Origin of the sequence: Candidatus Accumulibacter phosphatis (assembly GCF_012939955.1) — a bacterium.
Classification (GTDB): domain Bacteria; phylum Pseudomonadota; class Gammaproteobacteria; order Burkholderiales; family Rhodocyclaceae; genus Accumulibacter; species Accumulibacter delftensis.
Map to the genome: position 1 here is coordinate 27,456 of NZ_SPMY01000053.1, position 21,687 is coordinate 49,142.

Annotated in this window: 13 protein-coding genes; 5 read left to right on the forward strand and 8 right to left on the reverse strand. The window is 63.9% G+C overall.

Going from position 1 to position 21,687, the window contains the following annotated elements; genetic code table 11:
• Window positions 1–329: 329 nt before the first annotated feature.
• The 4 genes from E4Q23_RS17410 to E4Q23_RS17425 all read left to right on the forward strand — a co-directional run bounded on the left by E4Q23_RS17410 (window position 330) and on the right by E4Q23_RS17425 (window position 8,326).
• Window positions 330–4,250, forward strand: coding sequence for a PAS domain S-box protein (locus E4Q23_RS17410; protein WP_169067813.1), 3,921 nt, complete (start codon window positions 330–332; stop codon window positions 4,248–4,250).
• 70 nt (window positions 4,251–4,320) lie between these two features.
• Entirely contained in the window at window positions 4,321–4,968 is a 648-nt protein-coding gene (locus tag E4Q23_RS17415) for a bacteriohemerythrin (protein WP_169067814.1), read from the forward strand.
• 4 nt (window positions 4,969–4,972) lie between these two features.
• Window positions 4,973–5,845, forward strand: coding sequence for an ATP-binding protein (locus E4Q23_RS17420; protein ID WP_248595543.1), 873 nt, complete (start codon window positions 4,973–4,975; stop codon window positions 5,843–5,845).
• A 24-nt stretch (window positions 5,846–5,869) separates the two neighbouring features.
• Complete coding sequence (locus E4Q23_RS17425; RefSeq protein ID WP_336511724.1) at window positions 5,870–8,326, forward strand: EAL domain-containing protein; 2,457 nt, start codon at window positions 5,870–5,872, stop codon at window positions 8,324–8,326.
• A gap of 32 nt (window positions 8,327–8,358) precedes the next feature.
• Here the strand turns inward: E4Q23_RS17425 and E4Q23_RS17430 are convergent, their stop codons facing one another.
• The 8 genes from E4Q23_RS17430 to E4Q23_RS17460 form a co-directional block, all read right to left on the reverse strand.
• Window positions 8,359–11,316, reverse strand: a complete 2,958-nt coding sequence (locus E4Q23_RS17430) for a chemotaxis protein CheB (RefSeq protein ID WP_169067816.1) — start codon at window positions 11,314–11,316, stop codon at window positions 8,359–8,361.
• A 38-nt stretch (window positions 11,317–11,354) separates the two neighbouring features.
• Window positions 11,355–12,566, reverse strand: a complete 1,212-nt coding sequence (locus E4Q23_RS17435) for a sensor histidine kinase (RefSeq protein ID WP_169067817.1) — start codon at window positions 12,564–12,566, stop codon at window positions 11,355–11,357.
• 209 nt (window positions 12,567–12,775) lie between these two features.
• A complete protein-coding gene (locus E4Q23_RS17440) occupies window positions 12,776–13,342 on the reverse strand; it encodes a response regulator (protein ID WP_169067818.1) in 567 nt (188 codons plus the stop codon).
• A 20-nt stretch (window positions 13,343–13,362) separates the two neighbouring features.
• Entirely contained in the window at window positions 13,363–14,682 is a 1,320-nt protein-coding gene (locus E4Q23_RS17445; protein WP_169067819.1) for an HD domain-containing phosphohydrolase, read from the reverse strand.
• A gap of 236 nt (window positions 14,683–14,918) precedes the next feature.
• Entirely contained in the window at window positions 14,919–16,049 is a 1,131-nt protein-coding gene (locus E4Q23_RS17450) for a ComEC/Rec2 family competence protein (protein WP_169067820.1), read from the reverse strand.
• Between the two features lie 181 nt (window positions 16,050–16,230).
• On the reverse strand, window positions 16,231–16,479 hold the full coding sequence (locus E4Q23_RS24125; protein ID WP_248595544.1) for a hypothetical protein: 249 nt from the start codon (window positions 16,477–16,479) through the stop codon (window positions 16,231–16,233).
• Entirely contained in the window at window positions 16,476–19,286 is a 2,811-nt protein-coding gene (locus E4Q23_RS17455; RefSeq protein ID WP_248595545.1) for a hypothetical protein, read from the reverse strand. The genes E4Q23_RS24125 and E4Q23_RS17455 overlap by 4 nt, the downstream gene beginning before the upstream one ends.
• Window positions 19,287–19,296: 10 nt before the next feature.
• Complete coding sequence (locus E4Q23_RS17460) at window positions 19,297–20,412, reverse strand: patatin-like phospholipase family protein (RefSeq protein WP_169067821.1); 1,116 nt, start codon at window positions 20,410–20,412, stop codon at window positions 19,297–19,299.
• A 334-nt stretch (window positions 20,413–20,746) separates the two neighbouring features.
• Between E4Q23_RS17460 and E4Q23_RS17465 the strand changes: the two genes are divergently transcribed.
• Complete coding sequence (locus tag E4Q23_RS17465; RefSeq protein WP_169067822.1) at window positions 20,747–21,589, forward strand: caspase family protein; 843 nt, start codon at window positions 20,747–20,749, stop codon at window positions 21,587–21,589.
• Window positions 21,590–21,687 lie beyond the last annotated feature (98 nt).

Consider the following 21,687-nt stretch of genomic DNA (forward strand, 5'->3'; position numbering starts at 1 on the left):
TCCGCGGCCCCGCCATTGCACCTGTGTTCAGCATCTTTCTGCGCTCTTTCGGTCATCGCCATGTTGGTCCTGCACTCTATCAGAGAGCGTGGCGCTGGTCACCGCCGCGTTCGCGGCCAGCGCCGCGACCGCTCAGCGGCAGCGCGGAGGACGGTGGCTAAAGGCAGGACAGCGTCGCTGTGCTCCGGGATGGTCTTTTTGATTCGCTGGCCGTATGCTAGCCCTCTACAGCTAACAAGCTCGCCTAGAGAGAGACGTTCCGGTCGCCGTCCCCGGCAGCGGCTGGTTCCGTCGGGCGCAAGTCCAGACCGGGAAATAACGGCAGAAAGATGACTCAACGCAGCGCTTCCACCGCGGCCTCCCAACCCGTCCCAGCTCCTGGTGCGTGGCGGCGTGGCTGGCAGCCTGATCCGCGTTTCATCCGTTACCTCGTCGTCGGCATCATGGGCATCAATGTTCTGGTGGCTGCCGCGCTGGTCTATGTCTTGGCAGACTGGCGGCGCAGCGAGGAGCTGGAATTCCGGTCCCAGGCGATGACCGTCGTTCGCTTGATCAGCAAGGATGTCGAGAGGCAGTACAGCGGAATCGATCTCAGTCTGCGGGTCGTTGCCGAGGAGTTTGCCGGGCAGCTGGCCCATGGTCGTCAGCAGTTCGACCGCTGGCTCGAGCGTGTCGGCGACCGGCATCCGGTGGTAGGCTTCATCTCGATCAGTGATGCCGACGGCCAGATCATCCGCTCGCCTGACGCCAGTGCATCAGGCCGCGTCAACATCTCGGATCGCGAGTATTTCATCCGCCTGCGTGACAATGCGCAGCTCGGCCTGCAGATCTCGCCGCCGCTGACGGGTCGCATCTCCGGGGAGACGGTGCTGGCGATGGCGCGGCGACTGAGCGCAAAGGACGCGCCCTTCAGCGGTGTCGCCGTGGCGTCGGTTCCCGTCGACTACCTCAGCAGTACGCTTTTCGGCCTGTTTTCCGAACCGGACAGTAGCGTCTGGCTCCTGGACTCGGAACTACGCTGGGTCGCGGCGGCCCCCGCCTTGCCGGCCGCGGCGCGGCTCGGAGCACCGCTGACCAGCGGCGCATTGCGTGACGCCCTGGCGCTGTCGCCGGCGGGTACTGTCCTCGTCAAGAGTGAGGACGGTAGCGAGCAGCTTTTCGCCTACGCACGCAGCGCGACCTATGGCTTCACCGCGGTCGTCTGTCAGCCGGCCGCCGTTCCGCTGGCAGATTGGTGGCGGAAAGTCGTCGTGGGCTCCGTCGCCATGGCTCTGTTCGCCTTGCTGAGTACGCTCCTCGGCGGGCTGCTCAGCCGCAGCTGGAAGCAGCAGTCGGCGATGACGGCGAGTCTGCTCGAACGCGATGAATGGGTTCGCCAGGCGCAGCAGGTCGGCGGCCTGGCGCTTTTTTCCTACGATCTTTCCAGCCAGCGCTTTGCCGTCAGCGATGCCCTGTACAGTATCGCCGGTACCAACAGCGAATATCCGCACACTTGGCCGGGCTGGCTGGCGCTGGTCCACCCGGATGACCGCCAGGCACTGGATTTCGCGTTCCGCGGCATCATGCGTGGTGAGCGCGAGGTTCCTGCTGTCGAGTACCGGATCGTCCGGCCTGCCGACGGCAGTGTGCGCTGGGTGAAAAGCGTCGCCCATCTGCTCAGTGCGCCGGATGCTGCCAGGCAGACGGTTACCGGCGCGGTTCTCGACATCACCAGCCAGAAGCTTGACGAGGAGGCGCTGGCGACCAGCGAACAACTGTTCCGCGGTGTTTTCGAGAACGCGATGATCGGCATGGCCACCACATCGCCGGAAAAAGGCTGGCTGGGGATCAATCAAACGCTGTGCGATATTCTTGGCTATGAGCACGACGAACTGCAACGCATGACCTGGGCAGAGCTCACGCACCCGGACGACTTGGCAGTTGACGTCGCGTACTTCAACCGCGTGCTGACCGGCGAAATCGATGCCTACGACCTAGACAAGCGCTTCATTCGCAAGAGCGGTGAGATCGTCGATGCCTACATTGCGGTGCGGGCCATTCGCCGGTCCGATCACTCGATCGACCACTTTGTTGCCCTGGTGCAGAACATCACCCCCCGCAAGCGCATTGAGGAAAAGCTGCGCGCCAGCGAAGCCGCGCTGAGTGCTGCCGTAGACCAGGCCGCTGCCGGCATTGCCTTCGTCGCGCCCGACGGTCGCTGGCTGCGGGTCAATGAGCGCCTGTGTCAGCTGGTCGGCTACTCGCAGACGGAGCTCCTCACCCTGTGTTTCCAGGATATTACCCACCCGGACGACCTGGCACTGGATCTGGAACAGCTCGCGCGCCTGCTGCGCGGGGAAATCGACAGCTATACCCTGGAAAAGCGCTACCTTCGCAAGGATGGTCGTTGTATCTGGATCAATTTGAGCGTTTCGTTGGTCAGCAATGACGACGGTTCGCCAAGGCACTTCGTGTCGATTATCGAAGACATTGATGCGCGCAAGAATGCCGAGCAGGATTCTCGCAGCGTGCGTGGGATGTTGAAGAGTTTCCTCGACCACCTGCCCGGCCTGGCCGCCATCAAGGATCAGGAACGACGTATCCTGTTCGCCAACCGCGGCCTTCAGGCGGCACTGAACCTCTACGGCGAGGAGATCGTCGGCCGTAGCAACCGCGAGCTTTTTTCCGGCGAACTTGGCGAGACGATAGACCGCCTCGATCAGCGTGTCCTGGCTTCCGGCGAGACCGAAGTTGCGGAGCTGGCTTACGCTGGGCGGATCTATCAGACGACAAGGTTCACTATCCTGCAGGACGACGGCCCCGAGCTGCTTGGCGGCATTGCGCTCGATGTGACGCGTCGCTGCCGCCTGGAACAGCGGACGCAGGCACTGCTCGATATCAACAAACATGCCGGCACGCTGCCGGAGAAGGAGTTTCTCGCTTACGGAATCGAGAGCATCGAAAAACTGACCGCCAGCGACATCGGCTTCCTGCACTTCGTAAACGACGATCAGGAGACTATCGAGCTGTCGACGTGGACCGCCGGCGCGCTCAAGGGCTGCCGCGCAATGTTTGCCAGACACTACCCGATCAGCGAGGCCGGAATCTGGGCCGATTGTTGCCGCGAGAAGCGTGCGCTGTGCTTCAACGATTACGCCGCGTACGCGGCCAAGCGCGGCTTGCCGGACGGGCATTCGCCGCTGCAGCGGCTGATCGCGGTGCCGGTCATCGAGCACGGCGCAGTGCGCATGATCGTTGGCGTAGGCAACAGGATTGCTGCCTACGACGACCTGGATGTCGAGACGGTGCAAATGGTCGCCAACGCAGTCTGGAGCGTCGTCCAGCGGGCACGGGCAGAGGCCGCGCTGGCCCGCCGCCTCGCCGAAGTGACCGAACTCAACGGCAAGCTCGAAGACGCTCATCTGCAGCTCCTGCAGTCGGAAAAGATGTCGGCGATCGGCCAGCTCGCGGCGGGTGTTGCGCACGAGCTCAACAACCCGATCGGCTTCGTCTATTCCAATCTCGGTACTCTTGCCGAGTACGTCAAAGATCTGCTGGCCATCGATGCTGCCTATGGCCGTGTCGAGGAACAGTTGCCCGCACTGGCAGGTCCCGGCGTCCTCGACGAAGTCCGCCGGCTGAAGGGAGCGAGCGACCATCCCTATCTCGTCGAAGATCTGCCGAAGCTGATCCAGGAGAGCAAGGAGGGCCTCGAACGGGTGCACAAGATCGTCCTCGATCTGCGCGACTTCTCGCGTGTCGGCGAAAGCGACTGGCAGTGGACCGATCTCGAGAAAGGCCTGGAGAGCACGATCAACATCGTCTGGAACGAACTCAAGTACAAGGCCGACGTCGAGCGCCAGTACACCTCGCTGCCGCCGGTGCGCTGCCTGGCTTCGCAGCTCAACCAGGTGTTCATGAACCTGCTGGTCAACGCCGCACAGGCCATCGAAACGAGCGGCAAGATCGTCATTCGCACCGGTACAGACGCCGCTTCGGCGGATGCCGCCGCTGCTGCCGGCTCGGTCTGGGTGGAAGTCGAGGACAGCGGGCGCGGCATGTCGCCGGAGGTCCAGAAACGCTTGTTCGAGCCTTTCTACACCACCAAGCCGGTCGGCAAAGGGACCGGGCTGGGCCTCTCGATTGCATTCGGGATCGTCGCCAAGCACAATGGTCGTATCGAATTCCGTTCGGAACCTGGTCGCGGTACGACTTTTCGCATCACCCTGCCGATCGACGCCAGCCAGGCCGGCGTGGGAACAGGAGCTTGAGTCCGCGTGGCTTCCCGCCGGCCGGAGTTTCCCGTCGCCGCGAGCCGATCATCGAGAAAGTAGAGCGTCAATGACATTCATCAACTGGAGTCCGCACTTCGTCACCGGCATCGAGCTCGTTGATCGCCAGCATCATGGCCTGGTCGACCTGATCAACGCTGTCGCACCGCTGCTGGCGCGCCAGGAGCCGGTCCTGGCCGATGAGGTCGAAATCCTGCTCGATCGTCTCGCAGCGTACGCGGTGACGCATTTTCGCGATGAGGAGCAGTTGATGGGCGCGGCGGGAATGGGTGCCGCGAGTATCGGCCGGCACGTCACAGCACATCGCGGCTTCGTCGAGGAAATCGGCATCATGCGCCGCGCGGTCGATGCCAATGGCCAAATCGATGGCGGCCTGTTGCTGCGCTTTCTGGGCAATTGGTTGATCTTTCACATCCTGGTCGACGATCAACTGATGGCCACGCAACTGCGGCTGATTGCCAGCGGTTTCTCGGCTTGCGAAGCCGCGACGCGGGCAGGGGAAGCAAAGGTAGATTCTGCGCAGGCGGTGCTCAGCGAAGCGCTGATTGACCTTTTCGGCGTCGTTTCAGCGCGTAACCGCTCGCTGCTTCAGGTCAACGAAGAACTGCAGGCGGCGCGGAGCACCCTGGTCGGAGTCAACGCCAGTCTCGAAAAAAAAGATTGCGGAACGAACCTGCGCACTGACGACCAGCAATGACGAGTTGCTGCGCGAGCAGGCCGAACTGCTCAAGGCCATGGAAGCCATCGAGCGGACGCAAGCTCAGTTGCTGCAGTCCGAGAAAATGGCCGCTGTCGGCCAGCTTGCGGCCGGCGTTGCGCACGAGATCAACAATCCGGTCGGCTTCGTCAGTTCCAATCTCGGTTCGCTGAAGAACTACGTCGCGCGCCTGTTCGCAGTCGTCGACCTTGCCGTGCCGGCAGTTGCTGCGCTCGCTGCCGATCATCCGGCGCGATTGGCGGTCGAACAGGCCTGGCGGACGGCGGAAGTGGACTTCCTGCGCGAGGACATCCCGGCGCTGCTCGCCGAGTCCGCCGAGGGGCTGGAACGGGTGCGCAGGATCGTCGCCGACCTGAAGGATTTTTCGCATGTCCAGGAAGCCGAATGGCAGGACGCCGACCTCAACCGTGGGCTGGAGAGCACCTTGAACGTGGTCTGGAACGAACTCAAGTACAAGGTAACGATCGTCCGTGACCTCGGCGAGCTGCCGCTGGTGCGCTGCATTCCTGCGCAGCTCAACCAGGTTTTCATGAATCTGCTGATCAATGCCGGGCAGGCGATCGAGAGTGCTGGAACGATCAGCCTGCGTAGCGGCTTCGAAGCCGAGCACGCCTGGGTCGAAATCGAGGACAGCGGTGGCGGCATGCCGCCGGAAGTCGTGAAACGGATATTCGAGCCCTTCTTCACCACCAAACCGGTCGGCAAGGGGACCGGTCTCGGTTTGCCGATTTCCTGGGAAATCGTCCAGCGCCACGCGGGCACGATCAGCGTCAACAGCGAACCAGGGCGAGGGACGTGCTTCCGCATCCGCTTGCCGCTTGCCGGTCCGCAGCCCGAGCAGGAGGTGAGCGCTTGATTCCCGACCCCCCCCCAGGCGTCGATCTACGATGCACTCGGGCTGATCGTCATCCGTGTCGATGCCCAACTCAAGGTCTGGTACGTCAATAGCTTCGGCTTGCGTCTGCTCGGTCACAGCCGGCTCGGGCAGGTTTTCCGGTGGCCATTGACCGAGTTGCTCGGCGCGGATACGCAACGCCCGCCCGAATTCCTCGCCGAGCTGCGCGACATCGGCGCGCACGGTGGAGTTCGCCAGGTGGAAACGCCGCTGACGGCCGGTGACGGGAGGCGGCTGTGGATCTCGTGGTCGATTGAACAGCGTGTCGGCGCCGATACCATCCTGGCGCCGATCTTTCTGGTCGGAACCGATGTCACGCGCATGCACGAAAGCCTGGAATCGGCATTGCTGTTTCGCGATATCGCGCAGAACAGCCCGCTCTCGATCCTCATCACCGACGCGCGGCGGAAGATCCTCTTCGCCAATCCCGCCGCTCTGGCGATGAGCGGCTATAGCGCCGAGGAAGTGGTTGGTCGCCAACCTCGGATGTTTCGCTCGGGGCTGACCCCGGACGAGACCTATAACGCGATGTGGGCCGCTCATGGCAGCGGTGTCAGCTGGAGCGGTGAGCTGATCAATCGGCGCAAGGACGGCCAGGTGTTCACCGAGCGACTTTCCATTTCGCCGATCGACGATCACGATGGACAGCTGCGCTTCTACTTCGCGATCGGAGAGGATTCATCGCGACAACGCGAACTCGAGACTCGGCTGGCGCTGGTGACCCGCAGCGATGCGCTGACCGGGCTGCACAACCGCGTCGGTTTTGTCAACGAACTGGCACGACTGACGCGATGCCCAGCCGTCGCCACCGCGGCCGCTACGCGCATCGCCGTGGTCCATATCGATATCGATGATTTCGAGAGCATCAATCGCACTTTCGGGCACGAAACGGGCGATCGCCTGCTGGTCGAGTTCGGCAGGCGGCTCGCCGACAGCGTGCCCGAAGCGGACGCCGTCGCTCGTCTCGGCAACGACGAGTTCGGCTTGCTGCTTAGCGTTCCGGAGGAGAACTCGGGCGACAGCTATGACGAACTGTCGAGCCTTCTGCTGGCGGCGCTGCGGCCAGCCTTCGTCATCGGCGAGCAAACGTTCGAGGTGAGCTCGTCGCTCGGCTTCGCCTGCTTCCCTGCCGACGGCAAGGAGCCCGGCGAACTGCTGGCGGGTGCCGCAAGCGCGACGCGAGTTGCCAAGCGCGATGGCGGCAATAGTGCTGCCCGTTTCGACGGGCAGCTGAATACGGAAGATTCCGAGCGTCGCCAACTGCTCGTCGAATTGCGCCAGGTCATCGAGAAGCGGCAACTGCTGTTGCATTATCAGCCGCAGTTGAATCTGCAGACCGGTGCGCTGATCGGTATGGAGGCTTTGCTCCGCTGGCAGCATCCGGAGAAGGGGATGATCCCGCCAGGTCGATTCATTCCCTGGGCCGAAGAAAGCGGCTTGATCATCGCCATCGGCGAATGGGTGCTCGGCGAGGCCTGCCGTCAGATGCGCGAATGGCTCGACGCCGGGCTGCCGCCGATCAAGGTGGCGGTCAATCTGTCGGCGCGGCATTTCCGCGTTGCCAACCTCTGCCAGAGCGTTGGCGAGGCACTGGCCAGGTACCAGATCGATCCGCAGACGCTCGAACTGGAGATCACCGAAGGGGCGATGATGCTCGATGTCGCGACTTCCACGCGGACCAGCGAAGGGCTCAAGGGTCTCGGCGTACGGCTTTCGCTCGACGACTTCGGTACCGGCTATTCGTCGCTTGCCTACCTCTCGCGTTTCCCGATCGATGTCGTCAAGATCGACCAGTCATTTGTTCGCGATATCACCAGCAATCCGGCCAGCGCCGCGATCGTGCAGGCGATCATCGCCATGTCGCACAAGCTCGGCAAGATTGCGCTTGCCGAAGGCGTCGAGACCGAGGAACAGATGCACTATCTGCGTCGCTGCGACTGCGACGAGATGCAGGGCTATTTCTTCTCGCGCCCCCTGCCCGCGGAGCAGGTGTCTGCCTTGCGCAGCGCCGGCAAGCGGCTCGCTTTAGGAAGCAATGCGGATGCTGCGCCGCCGACGGTTCTGCTGGTGGACGATGAGCCGAGCATTCTTTCGGCACTCAATCGCCTGCTGCGGCGTGAGGGCTATCGGGTTCTCGTCGCCGGTAGCGCCGAAGCCGCCTTCGCGGTCCTGGCGCGCGAGTCGGTGGCGGTGATCCTGTCCGACCAGCGCATGCCGGTAATGACCGGCACCGAGCTTCTCGCCCGCGTCAAGACACTCTATCCGCAGACGGTGCGCATGGTCCTTTCCGGCTACTCGGAGATTAGCGCGGTCACTGACGCCATCAACAAGGGCTCGATTCACAAATACCTCAGCAAGCCCTGGGACGATGAGCACCTGAAGAGCGAGATCCGCGACGCCTTTCGCACCTGGAGGGAACGCTTTGGCAGGGACGGCGACTGATCGGCGACTGATCAAATACCGCCGCGATGGCTTCAGGGGCTATGGACTTCTCCCATGGCAAGCAGGATCAGTGGCTGTGTGCCGGCGAGGCGACGGGCGTTGAGCATCATTTGCACTCGCCCGCTGCCGTGGATGTCGACCTCGACCGGGAAGTCCTCGACGGCCTCGTCGCGTGGCAGGATGTTCAGCAGTAGCTCGCGAAAGGCCGGCAGGTCCCACTGCCGGTTGGCAAGATCGCCTAACTGCCGGCCGATGGTTTCTTCCTTCGCGACCTGGAAGCGCTGGTAGAAGGCGCGGCTGGCGGCAATCACCTGCAGCTCGCCGTCAAGCACCAGCAAGGGTTCGCGCACCGTATCGACGATGCTCTCCGAAAACAGCTGCGCTGCGCTGGCACGCGAATTGGCGTCGATGCGGGCAGTGATATCGGCGAAGGTCATGACCACGCCGTCGATGTCGTCGTCGAGCGTGCGATAAGGCTTCAGGCGTACCTGATAGTAGCTGCCGGTGATGGTACGTACTTCCTGCTCGCCCGGCAGCTGGCTGTCGAGCACCGCCTGGGCATCGATCAGCAAGTCACGCGCTTCGATAGTGGACTTGATATCGGCCAGCGGCCGGCCGACGTCGGCTGCCTGCAGATGATAAAAATCCACTGCTTCGCTGGTGAAGCGCTGGATGCACAGCTGCTGGTCGAGGAAAATGATACCGCCGCTAATGTTGTCGAGCAGGTTCTTGAGGTCGTTCTGTGTCTTCGTCAGATGAGCGGTGTTGGCTTGCAGCTCGCCGTTCACCGTCACCAGTTCTTCGTTGATCGACTGCAGTTCCTCCTTCGATGTTTCCAGTTCCTCGATGGTGGACTGCAGTTCCTCATTGGTCGATTGCAATTCCTCGTTGCTTGACATCAGCTCTTCGTTGGCCACTTGCTGCCTCTCGATGGTCGACTGCAGCGCTTCCCAGGTATGCGCGAGTTCGCTCTCGAGCTCCTCGATGCGCCGCATCTCGGGTGAGCTCGCATCGGGTGGGGCAGTGGACGCATCCCTTGCCGCTGTCGGGGTCTCCTCCTGAAAACTCACCAGCAGCAATTGATGGCCGTCCGCGTCGGCCAGCGGGTGCACGCTCAATCTGACGTTCCGCAACTCACCATCGATCTTCACCACGACCTGGCGTCCGCGGGTCGTCGTGCGTTCTTCGGTCGCCCGGTGCAGGGCGGAGCGCAGTTCGGCGCGCAGACTATCGAGCGCCATGTCGACGACGCTGAGTGTCGCCTGGCCTGGTGCCGGGCGCAGGAACCTGTCGGTGTCGCCGTGCACGAAGACGATATTGCCCGCTGCGTCGGTGACCACCGAGGCCGGCGCGAACAATTGCAGGAGCGCGCGCCGCGTGAGTTCAGCGAGATTTACCGGCGCGAGCTTGCCGGCCACCTGGTGTGTGGCGCGGCCAGGGTTTGCCGTCTGCCACGAGAGGTCACCGAGGAGCATGGTGCTGTTCGGCCTGCTGGCGCCAATTGCCCTGTAGAACTTCCATTTGCGGTTGACCGCCGTAAACAGTTCGGCATGCATGCCGATACTCTCGGCCGGTGACAGGAAGAGCACCCCGTTCGTTCGCAAGGCGTAGTGCAGCGAGCGAATCAGTTGGTTCTGCAACTCCGGCTCGAGGTAGATCATCACGTTGCGGCAGCAGATCAGGTCGAGCTGGCTGAACGGCGGATCCTTGATGACGTTCTGGACGGCGAACACCAGCATTTCGCGAATCTCCTTCCTGACGCGGTAGCCGGCATCCTCGTGGAGGAAGAAAGTGTGTAGCTGGGCGGGCGTCAGATCGGCGGCGATGTTGGGCAGATAGAAGCCGGCGCGGGCGCTGGCGATCGACTCCTCGTCGAGATCGGTGCCGTAAATCTGGACCTTGAATGCTTTCTGCGTTTCGCTCATGAATTCGCGCACCAGGATGGCCACCGAGTAGGCCTCTTCTCCGGAGGCGCAGCCGGCTACCCAGATGCGGAACACGTAGTCGGCGGGTTTGTCGGCGAACAGCTGCGGCAGGATCTCCTGTTTCAGTACCTTGAAGGCTTCGGGGTCGCGGAAGAAACGGGTGACATTGATGAGCAGGTCCTTGAATAGCGCTCGCCCTTCTTCCGGATGGGCCGCGACATAGGCGCGGTAGTCGTCGATACTGCGCAGCCGGTGCTGCAGCACTCGCCGCGCGATGCGCCGGCCGATGGTACCCTTCTTGTAGTGTGAAAAATCGTGGCCGGTGCTGGCGTGCAACACGGTCAGCACGGCGTCGATATCGACTGCAGTCGCCTCGTTCGCCTGCGGCGACGGATGAACGTTGTTGCTGAGCTGGCGCGCAGTAGCCAGCAGCACTGTCGGCATGTCGGCAGCCGGCAGGACATGGGTCGCATAAGCGGCGTGAATGACACTTCCCGGCATGCCAGGGAACTTCGCCGAGCTCGGCTCCTGGACCAGCGTGATGCCGCCGGCGCCGTGGATGGCGCGCATCCCCAGGGTGCCGTCGCTGCCGGTGCCCGAGAGAATGACGCCGATCGCCTGGTCACCCTGGTCATCGGCCAGCGAGCGCAGGAAAGCGTCGATCGGCATGCGCTGGCCGCGTGGCAACTCCGGCACGGCAACACACAGCTGGCCGTGCACGATGGCCATCTCACGGTTGGGTGGAATGATGTAAACGCGATTGGCGGCCACCGCCACGCCATTTTCGGCCTCGACGACCGGCATTGCCGTCGACCGTTGCAGAATTTCGGTGAGCAGGCTGGCATGACCGGGATCGAGATGCGGCACCAGCACGAAAGCCAGGCCGCAGTCGTCTGGCAGGTGGCGAAAGAATTCCTCGAACGCCTCCAGCCCGCCGGCCGAGGCACCGATGCCGACGATCGGAAAGTGCGTGCGCTCGCCGTGCCCTGGGTGCTCAGTGGCCGTTGCCGCGGCTGCTGCCGCTTGCCCCGGGGGCGGTGCTGTGTCGCTTTTGTCTTTGCTCATGGTGTACCTCTGCTGCTCAAGCGTCGCGCGGATGGTCTTCAATCCGGCAGGCTGACGGTAACCGTGGTGCCGCCATCCACAATGCTGTCAAAGCTGATCTCACCCCCATGTGCGCGTACGATGTCGCGCGCCATGGTCAGCCCCAGGCCGGTTCCCTTGCCGACCGGCCGGGTGGTGTAGAAAGGATCGAAGACGCGCGGCAGGGCGCTTGGCTCGATACCGGCGCCGTTGTCGCTGACCTCGATCAGCGCCTGTTGACCGTCGAAACGGCTGCACACACGCACTTCGCCGGTCGCTCCTCGAGCTTCGATAGCCTGAACCGCGTTGTTGAGGATTGCCAGCAAGGCCTGCGCCAGATGGCCGGGTAAACACAGGAGCGGCTTTACGACACCCAGCTCGCAAACCAGCGCCGCGCCAGGAAGAAGCCTTTTCTCCGCCATCGCGCACGCGGAACGGATGAGTTGGTTGAGGTCGACGACATCTTCCTCCGGTTTGTCGATGTTGGAAAAACCCTTGAGGTCGCTGACGATTCGCGCCACCCTGTCGACGCCGCCGATGCTGTCGTGCAGCAGCGCGGAAAAGTCTTCGAGAAGAAAGTCGACATCGGCTGCGGCGATGAGCGCGTTGCCACCCGCCAGCCTCTTGAGCGCTGCGGCCAGGTCGGCAAGTTTGCCGAGATAGGTTTCGGCCGTGCGCAGGTTGCTGCGCACAAAAGCGATGGGATTGTTGATCTCGTGCGCAACGCCTGCGGCCAGCGCGCCCACCGAGGCGAGGCGTTCAGCCTGGTAGGCCTGGCGCTGGCGTTCGTCGAGCAGGTTCACCTGCGCGGCGACGCGGCCCGCAAAGTCTTCCGCAAGGGCCTGCTGCCGGGCTTCCGATTCTGCCAGCGCGGCGCTTTGTTGCGCCAGCGCTGCGGCGTGCGCCCGGTGTTCGGCCTGCTGTTCGGCCTGTTGTTTGGCCCGCTGTGTGGCAGATTCGCTCCTCAGGCAGGTCGCTGCGCCGAGCAGCAGTTCAGCGATCACCCTCGCCGCTGCCTGGCGCGCGGCGGGCAAAGCCTGTGGCGCCTGCAGGTAAGCGACAGCTTCGTGTTCGCACAGGATCTCGATCCGCGCGTCCGCCGGCAGCGCTGCTGCGCCGCCAATCACCGTGCCAGCCAGGTCCTGGAGGGCGACTGGAGAATCGAGCAGCAGGCTCAAGGATGCGCACAGGCGATCCATGTCCGCCGGCCGCAGCAAGGCAGCCAGGGACAAATGTGGATCGAAGTTAGGAGCTGCTGCGGACAAAGCGCCCTCGCGGTGTTGTGTGGAGCAGACGCGCCGTCGCCCGACGGTGGCGTACGAGCGTGTCGGCGAACGATACGCCCTAAGTGCGGGTGTGTGCAGCTTTTCATGAAGCCAGGGGGAAGGTCTTGGCTCCGGTCTTGCCGTGCCAGTCATGCCTGCGCTGCAAGGCGAGCGTTTCAGTCGCGCTTCAGCGCGTCCGGGTCGAGCATTACCGAGCCGTCCGGCCCCCATAGTACGTGCGTGATGCCAGGTTCCAGCGCTTCCAGTCGCTTGCGCTCGAAATCTTCGGCAGTGAGCAGGCCTTGCTTGAGGCGTGCCTGGTCGGCGATCTTCTGGGTTTCGTTCTGCAGTTCCTGAAACGCCAGGGCTTGCCCGATGGTCGCCACGAGCTCGTAATCATTCCACGGTTTGGCGATGAAGCGGATGATGCCCGCTTCGTTGATCGCCGCGATCAAGCCATTCAGGTCGGTGTAGCCGGAAAGAATCAGTCTTGCGGCGTTCGGTTGCAGCTCACGAAACTGCTTGAGAAAGGCGACGCCGTCCATGCCCGGCATGCGGTAGTCGGAGAGCACCAGATCGTAAGGCGTCTCGAAGGCATTCTCCAGGGCCTGCATGGGGTCATTGCAGCTGTCCACGGTGAGCGGAAACACTTTGCCGCCGCTTGCGCAAGGCGTCATCGCCAGGAGTCTGCGCAAGGATTTGAGAATGCTGTCTTCGTCATCGACGATCAGGATACGGGGCATTTCGGGGCTCCTCCTCGAAGCTAGTGCGGCATGCTGTCGCGGCGGATGTGCAGTACCAGCGACAAGGCTTCGCGCTTCGCGTAGGCCTGTATCTCGCGTACCAGCTTGGCGTCCAGCAGGTAGTCGGCGGCGAGCAGCAAGCTGCCGTCACGCGCTATCAAATCGCGGGCCAGTACCATCCCGACCTGGAGCCTGTCTACCGGCACCTGCAACTCGTGCTCGCCATCTTCAATCGGTGCGTTGTGGAGATCCAGCAGCGCGTCGATGACCACCGGGCAGTAACGCTTGCCACACGATTTGACGAGCAGGCTCTTGGCTTCGTCGGCGTTGAATCGCCTCTCGGAAAGGGTGCCGATCTGCAGACCGTCATAGTCGTTGGCGACCGCCAGAATGCGCGCGCCCAGCGGGATCGCGAGCCCGGCGAGGCCATCTGGAAAGCCCTGGCCATCGAAGTGCTCGTGATGCGCCCGGATGAGGTCGGCGACCGGCTTCAGATCGGGCAGCGGCAGCAGTGCGTTGGCGCCAACGAGACTGTGCTTGCGGTAACGTGCCAATTCCTCGCCTTTCAACTTCGGCACCGGCTTGGCAAACATCGCATCGGGGAAGCCGATCTTGCCGATATCGTGGAGCAGGCCGGCGATGAAGATATTCTGTTGCGTCTTGGCATCTAGCTTCAGCTTGATTGCCAGCTTGCGCGCCAGGTCGGCGACGCGACGGGCGTGCCCACCGACCGATCCATCGCGTAACTCCAGCAGAGTCGAGAAGATCTTGATCGAGACCAGAAAACTCTGTTTGAGCGTGTCGTTGGCGATGTTGAGGAAGCCATTGACCTGCTCGATCTCGGCAGTACGTGCCCTGACCCGCGCCTCGAGGTCGCTGTTGAGTGCTTTCAGCTCGTCGTTCTGGCTTTGGGTCAAGGCCAGCAGGCGGCTGTTTTCACCCTGCAGCTGTTGCCGTTCCAGGGCGTCGCGGACAATCAGCACGATATCGTGGTCGTCCCAGGGCTTGGCGATGTAACGGTAGATCTCGCCCTTGTTGATGGCGTTGACGGTCGCGGTCATGTCCGCATAGCCGGTGAGCAGTATGCGCACCGCTCGCGGCCATTCGGCACGCACCCGTTCGAGAAACTGGGCGCCATCCATCTCCGGCATGCGCATGTCGGAAATCACCAGGTCGACGTTTTCCCGGGCCAGCAGATCCAGTCCGGCGGCACCGCCTTCGGCGGTCAGAATTCGATAGCCGCAGGGCCGGAAAAGTCGGCGCAGGGCGCTAAGGATCGACGGCTCGTCATCTACCAGGAGCAGCGTCGGTGGGGCCGGCGGCGAAGTCTGTTCGCTCATTTTCTCGCATCAGTTGTTTCGGCATTACGGCAGGCATGCGCCGCGTCGGGGGAGGAATCCCTCTGCCCGAGCAGTAGCAGAAGCATCGCCGGCAGCTTGTGATTTTCCCGTCAGTTTTGCACTTTACTCCATTCGCCACGGCCCTTGCATCCCTTGTCGACCCGTTCTGGCAGTATGCGCAGTCGTGGTTTGCTCGGCGCGTCCCCGCGCCAGGCGGGGTGCCGGAGCGCGAGGTCTCAAAGCTCGATGCGATACGGCGCATTGGCGACCGGGTTGTACTCGGCACGATAGCTCAGTTCAGCCTGCCGAGCCGGCGCAGCCCAGCCGAGCGTCGTCTTGCTGGCATAGTTGAAGCACAGCGTCGGTGCTTGCTGCAGCGAGCGGGCGATGATGCGCTGCATCGCTTCGGCATCGGGGTGTCGGAAGCGACTGCCATTGGTGCTGACCAGAAAGCGCGGACTGTCGATCAGCGCCAGCAACTCGTCGCTGACGTTGCCGGCGCTGCCATGGTGAGCGACTTTCACCGCGTCGACCCTGAGGATGGGCTGGCCGCGTTGTTGCAGCAGGCGTTTTAGCGAGGCGGTGATCACCTCGTGGTAGGCGTCGGCCAGGAAAAGGCAGGACTTGCCGGCGAATTCGGCCAGGAAGGCGATCGAACTGCCGTTGGCGGCCGATTTGTCGACTTTCAGCTGGCGTTCGAGCAGGCTGTCGAGTTCGGGTGTGGTGCCGAGCAGGCCTTGCCCGGGCAGGTAGGCCTTGAGCTGCGCCAGGCGTTGCCAGGCGGCGTCGAGATCGCCGGGGGTGACGCTCGGGCCAAGGTCCTTTTCCCAGGCCTTGCGCATCTGCGCCAGCGTCGCCGGTGTCGGCGACAGCAGGGTCAGCTTCAAGCCGCCGGCCAGCGTGCGTTCGGGCAGCGGGCCGTCGTCAGGGACCACCACTGCCTGCCCGGAAAACGCCCCGTTCCATTGCTCGTCTTCAAAACGGCGAACGATCAGGGCGCTGAGGAACTCGCCCTGCTTGCCGCCCAGGACGCGTCCGCCGCTGCTCAGATGGTTCCAGCCGTTGAACCACAGGTCGATGACCCGGATCGGCAGCGGCTGATTGGCGAGCAGGCGCACGATGCCTTCGACATGATCGGTATCAACGTGGCTCATGACCACCAGCTCGAAACGCCGGTCGCCGGCCGGCAGTGCGTCCAGGCGTGCCTCGAGATGCTTGTAGGTGGCAATCGGGCCTCCGTCGATGAGCAGCCGGCGCGTGCGTGAGCTGTCGCCGTACTCGACGAACAGGCAGTCGCCGTGCAGTGCCGGCAGCATTTCGATGCGAAAAAAGCGGCTGTCCTTACCCAGGTCGCTCGGCGTGCTCATCATTGATCTCCAGTTAATGTGAAAGTCGCGTATGCGACTCACGAACCTCCCTTCTCCCCTCGCGGGAGAAAGGCCAGGGGTGAGGCGGGGAATTCAGGGAGCATGCTCCCTGCCCGGCGAACGATTCCGGCGTGCAAGCCGGAATGCGCACTGCAAGTGAGAGGGGGAACGGTCATGACCGTCAGAGCCGCCAGTCGGCGTCACCGAAGGCGACGACGCACAAGGCCATTGGCAGGCTGTCGAGCAGCGCTTGCCGTTTCGCTGCGCGCAGCGCTTCGCCGAGGCAAGGCACGGCGTCCGGCTGGCGTGCTGTGCCGGACTGCTCGTCGGCGGTCGATTGCCGGTGGATGGCGAGCAGCACTTCGAGCAGCTTTTCGCCGACCCTGACCGCATGCGGGCCGAAGACCGTGGCGATGGTCGAGACGATCACTGCTGCGCCTGCCTGGCGGAAATAGCGGATGTGGTTGGCGTACTGCTGCGCGCTGCTGGCGGTGTCGCAGCCGAGCAGCAGCAGCAAGGGGTAGCGCCCTCGACATGCACGTATTCGCGCGGCAGGCGCAAGGTCTTGAAGGCGATACCACCAATCTCCAGCGCGATGTCCTGGCGTTCGCCGGCATTGTGCGGGAAGGCGACGAGCAGGCTCGGGTGGCTGCCGCTGATCGCCTGTTTCCATTCATCCCAGTTGCCGGCGACCTGCACCGCTTGCGGCAACTGCTGGCGCAAGGCAGCGAGCAGCGGCGCCACCTCGCCGGCCTTGACCTCCTGGCTGTAAGCGACCAGCGCGCCCTGGTCGAGTTGCAGGCGAACGCGTGTGCCCACCGGTTCGGCCTGGACGATCACCTCGGCCTGGTTGGGGACGTCGATCGCGGGGTTGTAAACGTGCCTTTCGATGACTTTGCGCAGACCCCAGAAACCCATCGGGCAGACGTGTCGGCGCGGCTCTTTCTGGCCGGCGCAGGCTTGCGGACAAGCGCCGTCGGCAAGTGCCTGCAGGGCGTTCGGACAGAAGTCGACTCCGGCATCGTCGTCGGGCGGCGGGTACTGGTAGATGAACTCGAAGGGAACGACGGCGTCGGCGCGGGTGCTGACGAGCTGAATGTGCGTGGCCTCGTCGACGTCCATGCCTTCGCTTTGCAGCGGCTGCAGGTTGTCGATCACCAGGCTCGAGTAGAGGTCGGCGCCGAGACGCGCCAGTTTGATGAACAGCTTGCGGTTGTCGCCGCTGGTCAGCCCGTCGCTGTAGTCGGCGACGCTGTGCGCGACCTCGGAGAGGAGCTGGTTGATGCTGGCGATCGGCTCGTCGATACCGCTCAGGTCCTTGGCCCAGGCGCGCTTGCCGGCAATGCCGGTGAGTAGCGGCCGCTGCTGATTGCTGTGGTTGAGGATGAAAGAGGCGTCGAAACGCCGCCGCGAGCCGAGTTCGCCCCAGTTTTCACGCACGCGCGCTTCAAGCTGCTGGCTGATCACTTCGCCGGCGCTGCTGGCGTCAAGGGCTTCATCAGCGGCGGCCACGCGGCTGTGGATGAGCACTGTCTGCAGCACGCGGCCGCGGTGCAGAACACTGACCCGGCCTTCGAAAGCGGCCACGATGCGCGGCGTAAAGACGAACTCGGCGACGCTGCTCGGCCCGACGCGCGGCAAGAGCAGTTGTCCGAGCAGCGGCGCGTCGAGTTGCGTCGGCTCGTGAAAGACCACCTGCAGTCGATGCGGCCGCTGACTGCGCGGAAGTTCGTGTGCCGGAAAGGCTGCCGGGGCGGAGTGCCATTGTTCGTCCGGCGGGCCGATGCGCAGGCGCAGCATGATCGGTACGCCGACCTGCAGGCGCCGCCGTTCTTCGACCAGTTGCTCCGTGTGCTTGCGCCAGAAGCTGTGCTGGATGAAGCGCTGCTCGCCTTGCTCGACGGCTGCCGCTGCCCCACTGGCGCGCATCTCGTCGGCGATTTCGGCCAGCGCAGCCGCTTCGTCGGACTCGTGATCATAGCCGTAGCGGGCGCTGGACTCGTCAATGCCTTGGGCCAGCAGATGCGGCGAGACGCTGCGCGCAGACGGCAGCGCATGTCCCGCGCGTCCGGAGTGCTGGCCGCGGTCAGCGCCTTCAACCCCGCCCGCGGTGCCGCGCGTGCCGCGCGTCAGCGTTGCGGCGACGCGATCGGGATCGCCGACGAGGCGCCACAACGAGTGTTCGCTGACCGCCAGTTCGGCATCCGCGGGGAGGGCTCGCAGGCGCGCGGTCAGCGTGCCGAGAGAATGCGACAGGGTACTGATGCGCAGCAGGTCGTCACCGAGGACGGCCGTGATGCCCTGGCCGAAAGCCTCTGCCAGGGCGATGTCCAGCGCTGTGTTGTGGCTCAGGGCGTCGGCAAAGTGTTGCAGTGCTGGCAAGGCCGGGCCGCTGCTGGCGTCGGCGAGCGCGCCGGCGGTAGCGAAAGGCGCGACGCAGACCACTCCCTCGGCCGCCAGCTCGCCGGCGACAATGCGGAGCAGGGCCTTGCTGTCGTCGCTAGCGTCCAGCCCACCAAGGATCAGCACCAGCGCCGCCCGGCTCGGCGAACGCCGGCTCAGCAAGCGGGCTGCGGTTTGTCGCAGTGAGCCACTGAAGACGAGCACTTCAAGACGTGGCGTGGCGCGGCCGGCGACGCCGAAGCGATAGGGCCAGGGTTGCGGTCGTGGTACAGGCGTGTTGGCCAATGTGCTGGCGAGGCGATCGTCAGGCAGCACTGCGATCTGGAAAGGCAGCTGCCAATCGATGCGTCCGTCAGCAGCGAAAGCGTCGGCGACGAAGACGCTCGCGGCGCCGACCGCAGGGTGCTGCAGCGTTTGCAGCATCGGCAGCAGGGTGTTCCAGCTCTGCGCGTGGCTGCGTACGGCGAGACGCGGCCCGGTGGACGCTTCGTTACGTAATGCCAACCATACGGCGGGGAGCTCGCGGGTCTCCAACCATGCGGCAGCGAGCACGCTGGCCGGCGGCAAGGCGTCGAGCGCGTCGGCCGTCGGCAGCTGCCAGGCGAGCAGCCCGCGGTTCGCTTCGCGGTCCTGTTCCTCGTAGGCAGCGTAGAGGAGGCGGCCGATGCCTGCCGCCACCTCGCTTGCCGAGTTTTCGGCACCGCCCGGGAGGGTCAGCAGTTCTTGCGGCGACGCTGCGCGCCAGACGCCCAGCGCGGCCAGCGCCTGTGCAAAGCCCGCGTCGTCGACGGCGAGGCTCCAGGTGGCGAGATATTGGCGATCGATCATGATCATGGTCGGCCTCTCAGTGCAGCGGCCACGCCCCGACCGGCCAGCCCTGCGGCGCGTCGAGCGCTAGCTCCGTGCGCGTGCGCAGTGCGGTGTCGGTGAGGGCGTAGCCCCAGTTGATCAATTGCCCCTGCTCCTTCGCCGTGAACGCCTTGAGCCGGGTCGGGATATTCTGCAGCGCGGCGGTGACGGCGTTGTCGCTGGCCAGCGCATCATGATCGTCGTAGGCGTCGATCGCACTGCCGATTCCCCAGTAAGCTCCGCGCCGAACCCCGCTCTCAAAATCGCCAATCAGCGAGCGCCTGCGCAGCGCCCGTGTCTGTTCGATCAGGATGTCGCGCACCCGGCCGAGCTGCAACAGATCGTCCTCGAAGGGCGACTCGTCGATCTCGAAGGGTGCTCCGGCGTCGCTGACGAGAACGAAATCAAGCTTGTCGAGCAGTGCTTCGACTCCCATGTTGTCGGAGATGCGGCCGTCGGCAAGCACGATGCGTTGGCGCAACTGGTTGAGATTGGCCAGCTTGCCCTGTGGCTCCTCCCAGGCGCCGGTTTCCGTCTTCAGCACCACCGGCGAGAAGATCGGCGGGACAGCGCTGGATGCGGCGATGGCCGCGGCGAGAGGCACTTCAGTCTTGTACGAAATACCCAGGACGCAGTCCGCGATGTAGTCCTGACGAAAAAGGAAGCTGCGCCCGGTCTGCATGTTCGTGGCGTAGAAGATGAAGCGTGGCGCGTGGTTTTCGGCGGGAGTTGCGATCTGACGCAGCAGCGTTTCGCCGAACAGGTCTTTGGCGTAGCGCCTGGCCAGAATCTCGCCGGACGACCGGAACGGCGTCAGGTGGCCGCGGAGGGCGGTGCTGACGTCGATGGTCTGATTGCAGAACTCGCGTACCGGTTGCGCGACCACTTCTTCGAAGTTGCTGGCCTGATCGTCGACGAAGTTGAGTTGCCGCCAGCGGTGAGCCAGCACGCCGGCCACAATCGAGCCGCCGGAAACGCTGCTGATCCGCGTCAGGCGGCGCAGCAGCCCGCCCTCGTTGAGCCGCCAGAGAGTGCCCAGGCCGAAAAGCGTCGCCCGGAATCCGCCGCCGGACAAGGACAGGCCGATAGTCGGCTGTTGGTCAGTGTTCATCGGAGTCCTCCTGCAGATTGTGGCAAGCCCCGGTCGATGGGCTTCCGGGCAGCGTTTGCCGACCTGATTCAGTGCTGCCCGGCAGCGTGCTGCTACCCACTGAAGGATAGGAAATCTCGTGGCATGTGGGGAGAGTATCCTTATTCACGGCAAGTGTGGTCAAACCTGCGTGGGTGCGAGTTTACGCAGCACCGGTAATGGCCATCGACGCCAGGCAAGCCGACCGAGCAACGGCGAGGTTTGTTATTGCCTGTGCGCTTGCTAGACTGAGGACCGTAGTTTGCAGTCCGCAGTCCACGAGCAACCATCACCGATCAATCGACAGGAGGCAGTTATGAGCAAGCGCGCACTTTGTATGGGGATCAACAACTACCCCGGTACGCACATGGATCTCAGTGGTTGTGTCAACGACGCCAACGATTGGGCTGCCGAGCTCGCCGGGCGTGGCTTTGCGGTCAGCAAGCTGATCGACAGCCAGGCCACCAAGGCGGCGATGTTCAACGCCATCCAGTCGCTGATTACCGGCGGGGTCAGTGGCGATGTGCTGGTGATTACCTATTCCGGACACGGGACCTATGTGCCCGACACCAACGGCGACGAGATTGACGGCCTCGACGAGGCGCTTTGCCCCTACGACATTCAGACCGGTGGGGGAGCGCTGATCGATGACGAGATCAACACCCTGTTTTCGGCGCGCAAGGCCGGTGTGCGCTTGCTGTTGATCTCCGACAGTTGCCACTCGGGTACCGTGACCCGTGCCGCGGCTGCCGACCCGGACGCCGACGATTCGCTGCGTCCTCGTTTTATGCCGATGGGCAACTGGCTGGCGGCCAACAAGTTGCCGCACGGCATCAGCGGCCAGCCGCTGACGGCGGTGCCGGTGACCGCGGGAGGCTCGCCGTTTGCCGGCGCGCTGTCGCGAATGATGGGCGATCTGCTGCTGGCGGGCTGCAAGGAGGGGCCGAACAATTTCAGCTACGACGCGCGCATCGCGGGCCGCCCCTGTGGCGCCTTCACCTATTACGCGCTGAAGGCGCTCAAACAGTTGCCGGCCAACGCTACTTACGCGCAGTGGCATGCGGCGATCAACCCGACCTACCTGCCGTCGGCATCGTATCCGCAAAGCCCGCAGATTTTTGGCAGCGAGGATGCGCGCAAGCGCCAGATTTTCACTTGATGGCGGTTCTGTAGCCTGTCCAGATGTCCTGGCGTGACAGGCCGACCTGAGCCGACCCAGGGCGCTCCGGGACCTGGCGTGGCAAGAACTCGATGGAG

Bases quoted from the DNA above. Each gene is read 5' to 3' on its own strand.
- E4Q23_RS17445 (WP_169067819.1), bottom strand. From the start codon at position 14,682: ATGAGCGAACAGACTTCGCCGCCGGCCCCACCGACGCTGCTCCTGGTA.
- E4Q23_RS17450 (WP_169067820.1), bottom strand. From the start codon at position 16,049: ATGAGCACGCCGAGCGACCTGGGTAAGGACAGCCGCTTTTTTCGCATC.
- E4Q23_RS17410 (WP_169067813.1), top strand. From the start codon at position 330: ATGACTCAACGCAGCGCTTCCACCGCGGCCTCCCAACCCGTCCCAGCT.
- E4Q23_RS17455 (WP_248595545.1), bottom strand. From the start codon at position 19,286: ATGATCATGATCGATCGCCAATATCTCGCCACCTGGAGCCTCGCCGTC.
- E4Q23_RS17415 (WP_169067814.1), top strand. From the start codon at position 4,321: ATGACATTCATCAACTGGAGTCCGCACTTCGTCACCGGCATCGAGCTC.
- E4Q23_RS17465 (WP_169067822.1), top strand. From the start codon at position 20,747: ATGAGCAAGCGCGCACTTTGTATGGGGATCAACAACTACCCCGGTACG.
- E4Q23_RS17440 (WP_169067818.1), bottom strand. From the start codon at position 13,342: ATGCCCCGTATCCTGATCGTCGATGACGAAGACAGCATTCTCAAATCC.
- E4Q23_RS17460 (WP_169067821.1), bottom strand. From the start codon at position 20,412: ATGAACACTGACCAACAGCCGACTATCGGCCTGTCCTTGTCCGGCGGC.
- E4Q23_RS17430 (WP_169067816.1), bottom strand. From the start codon at position 11,316: ATGAGCAAAGACAAAAGCGACACAGCACCGCCCCCGGGGCAAGCGGCA.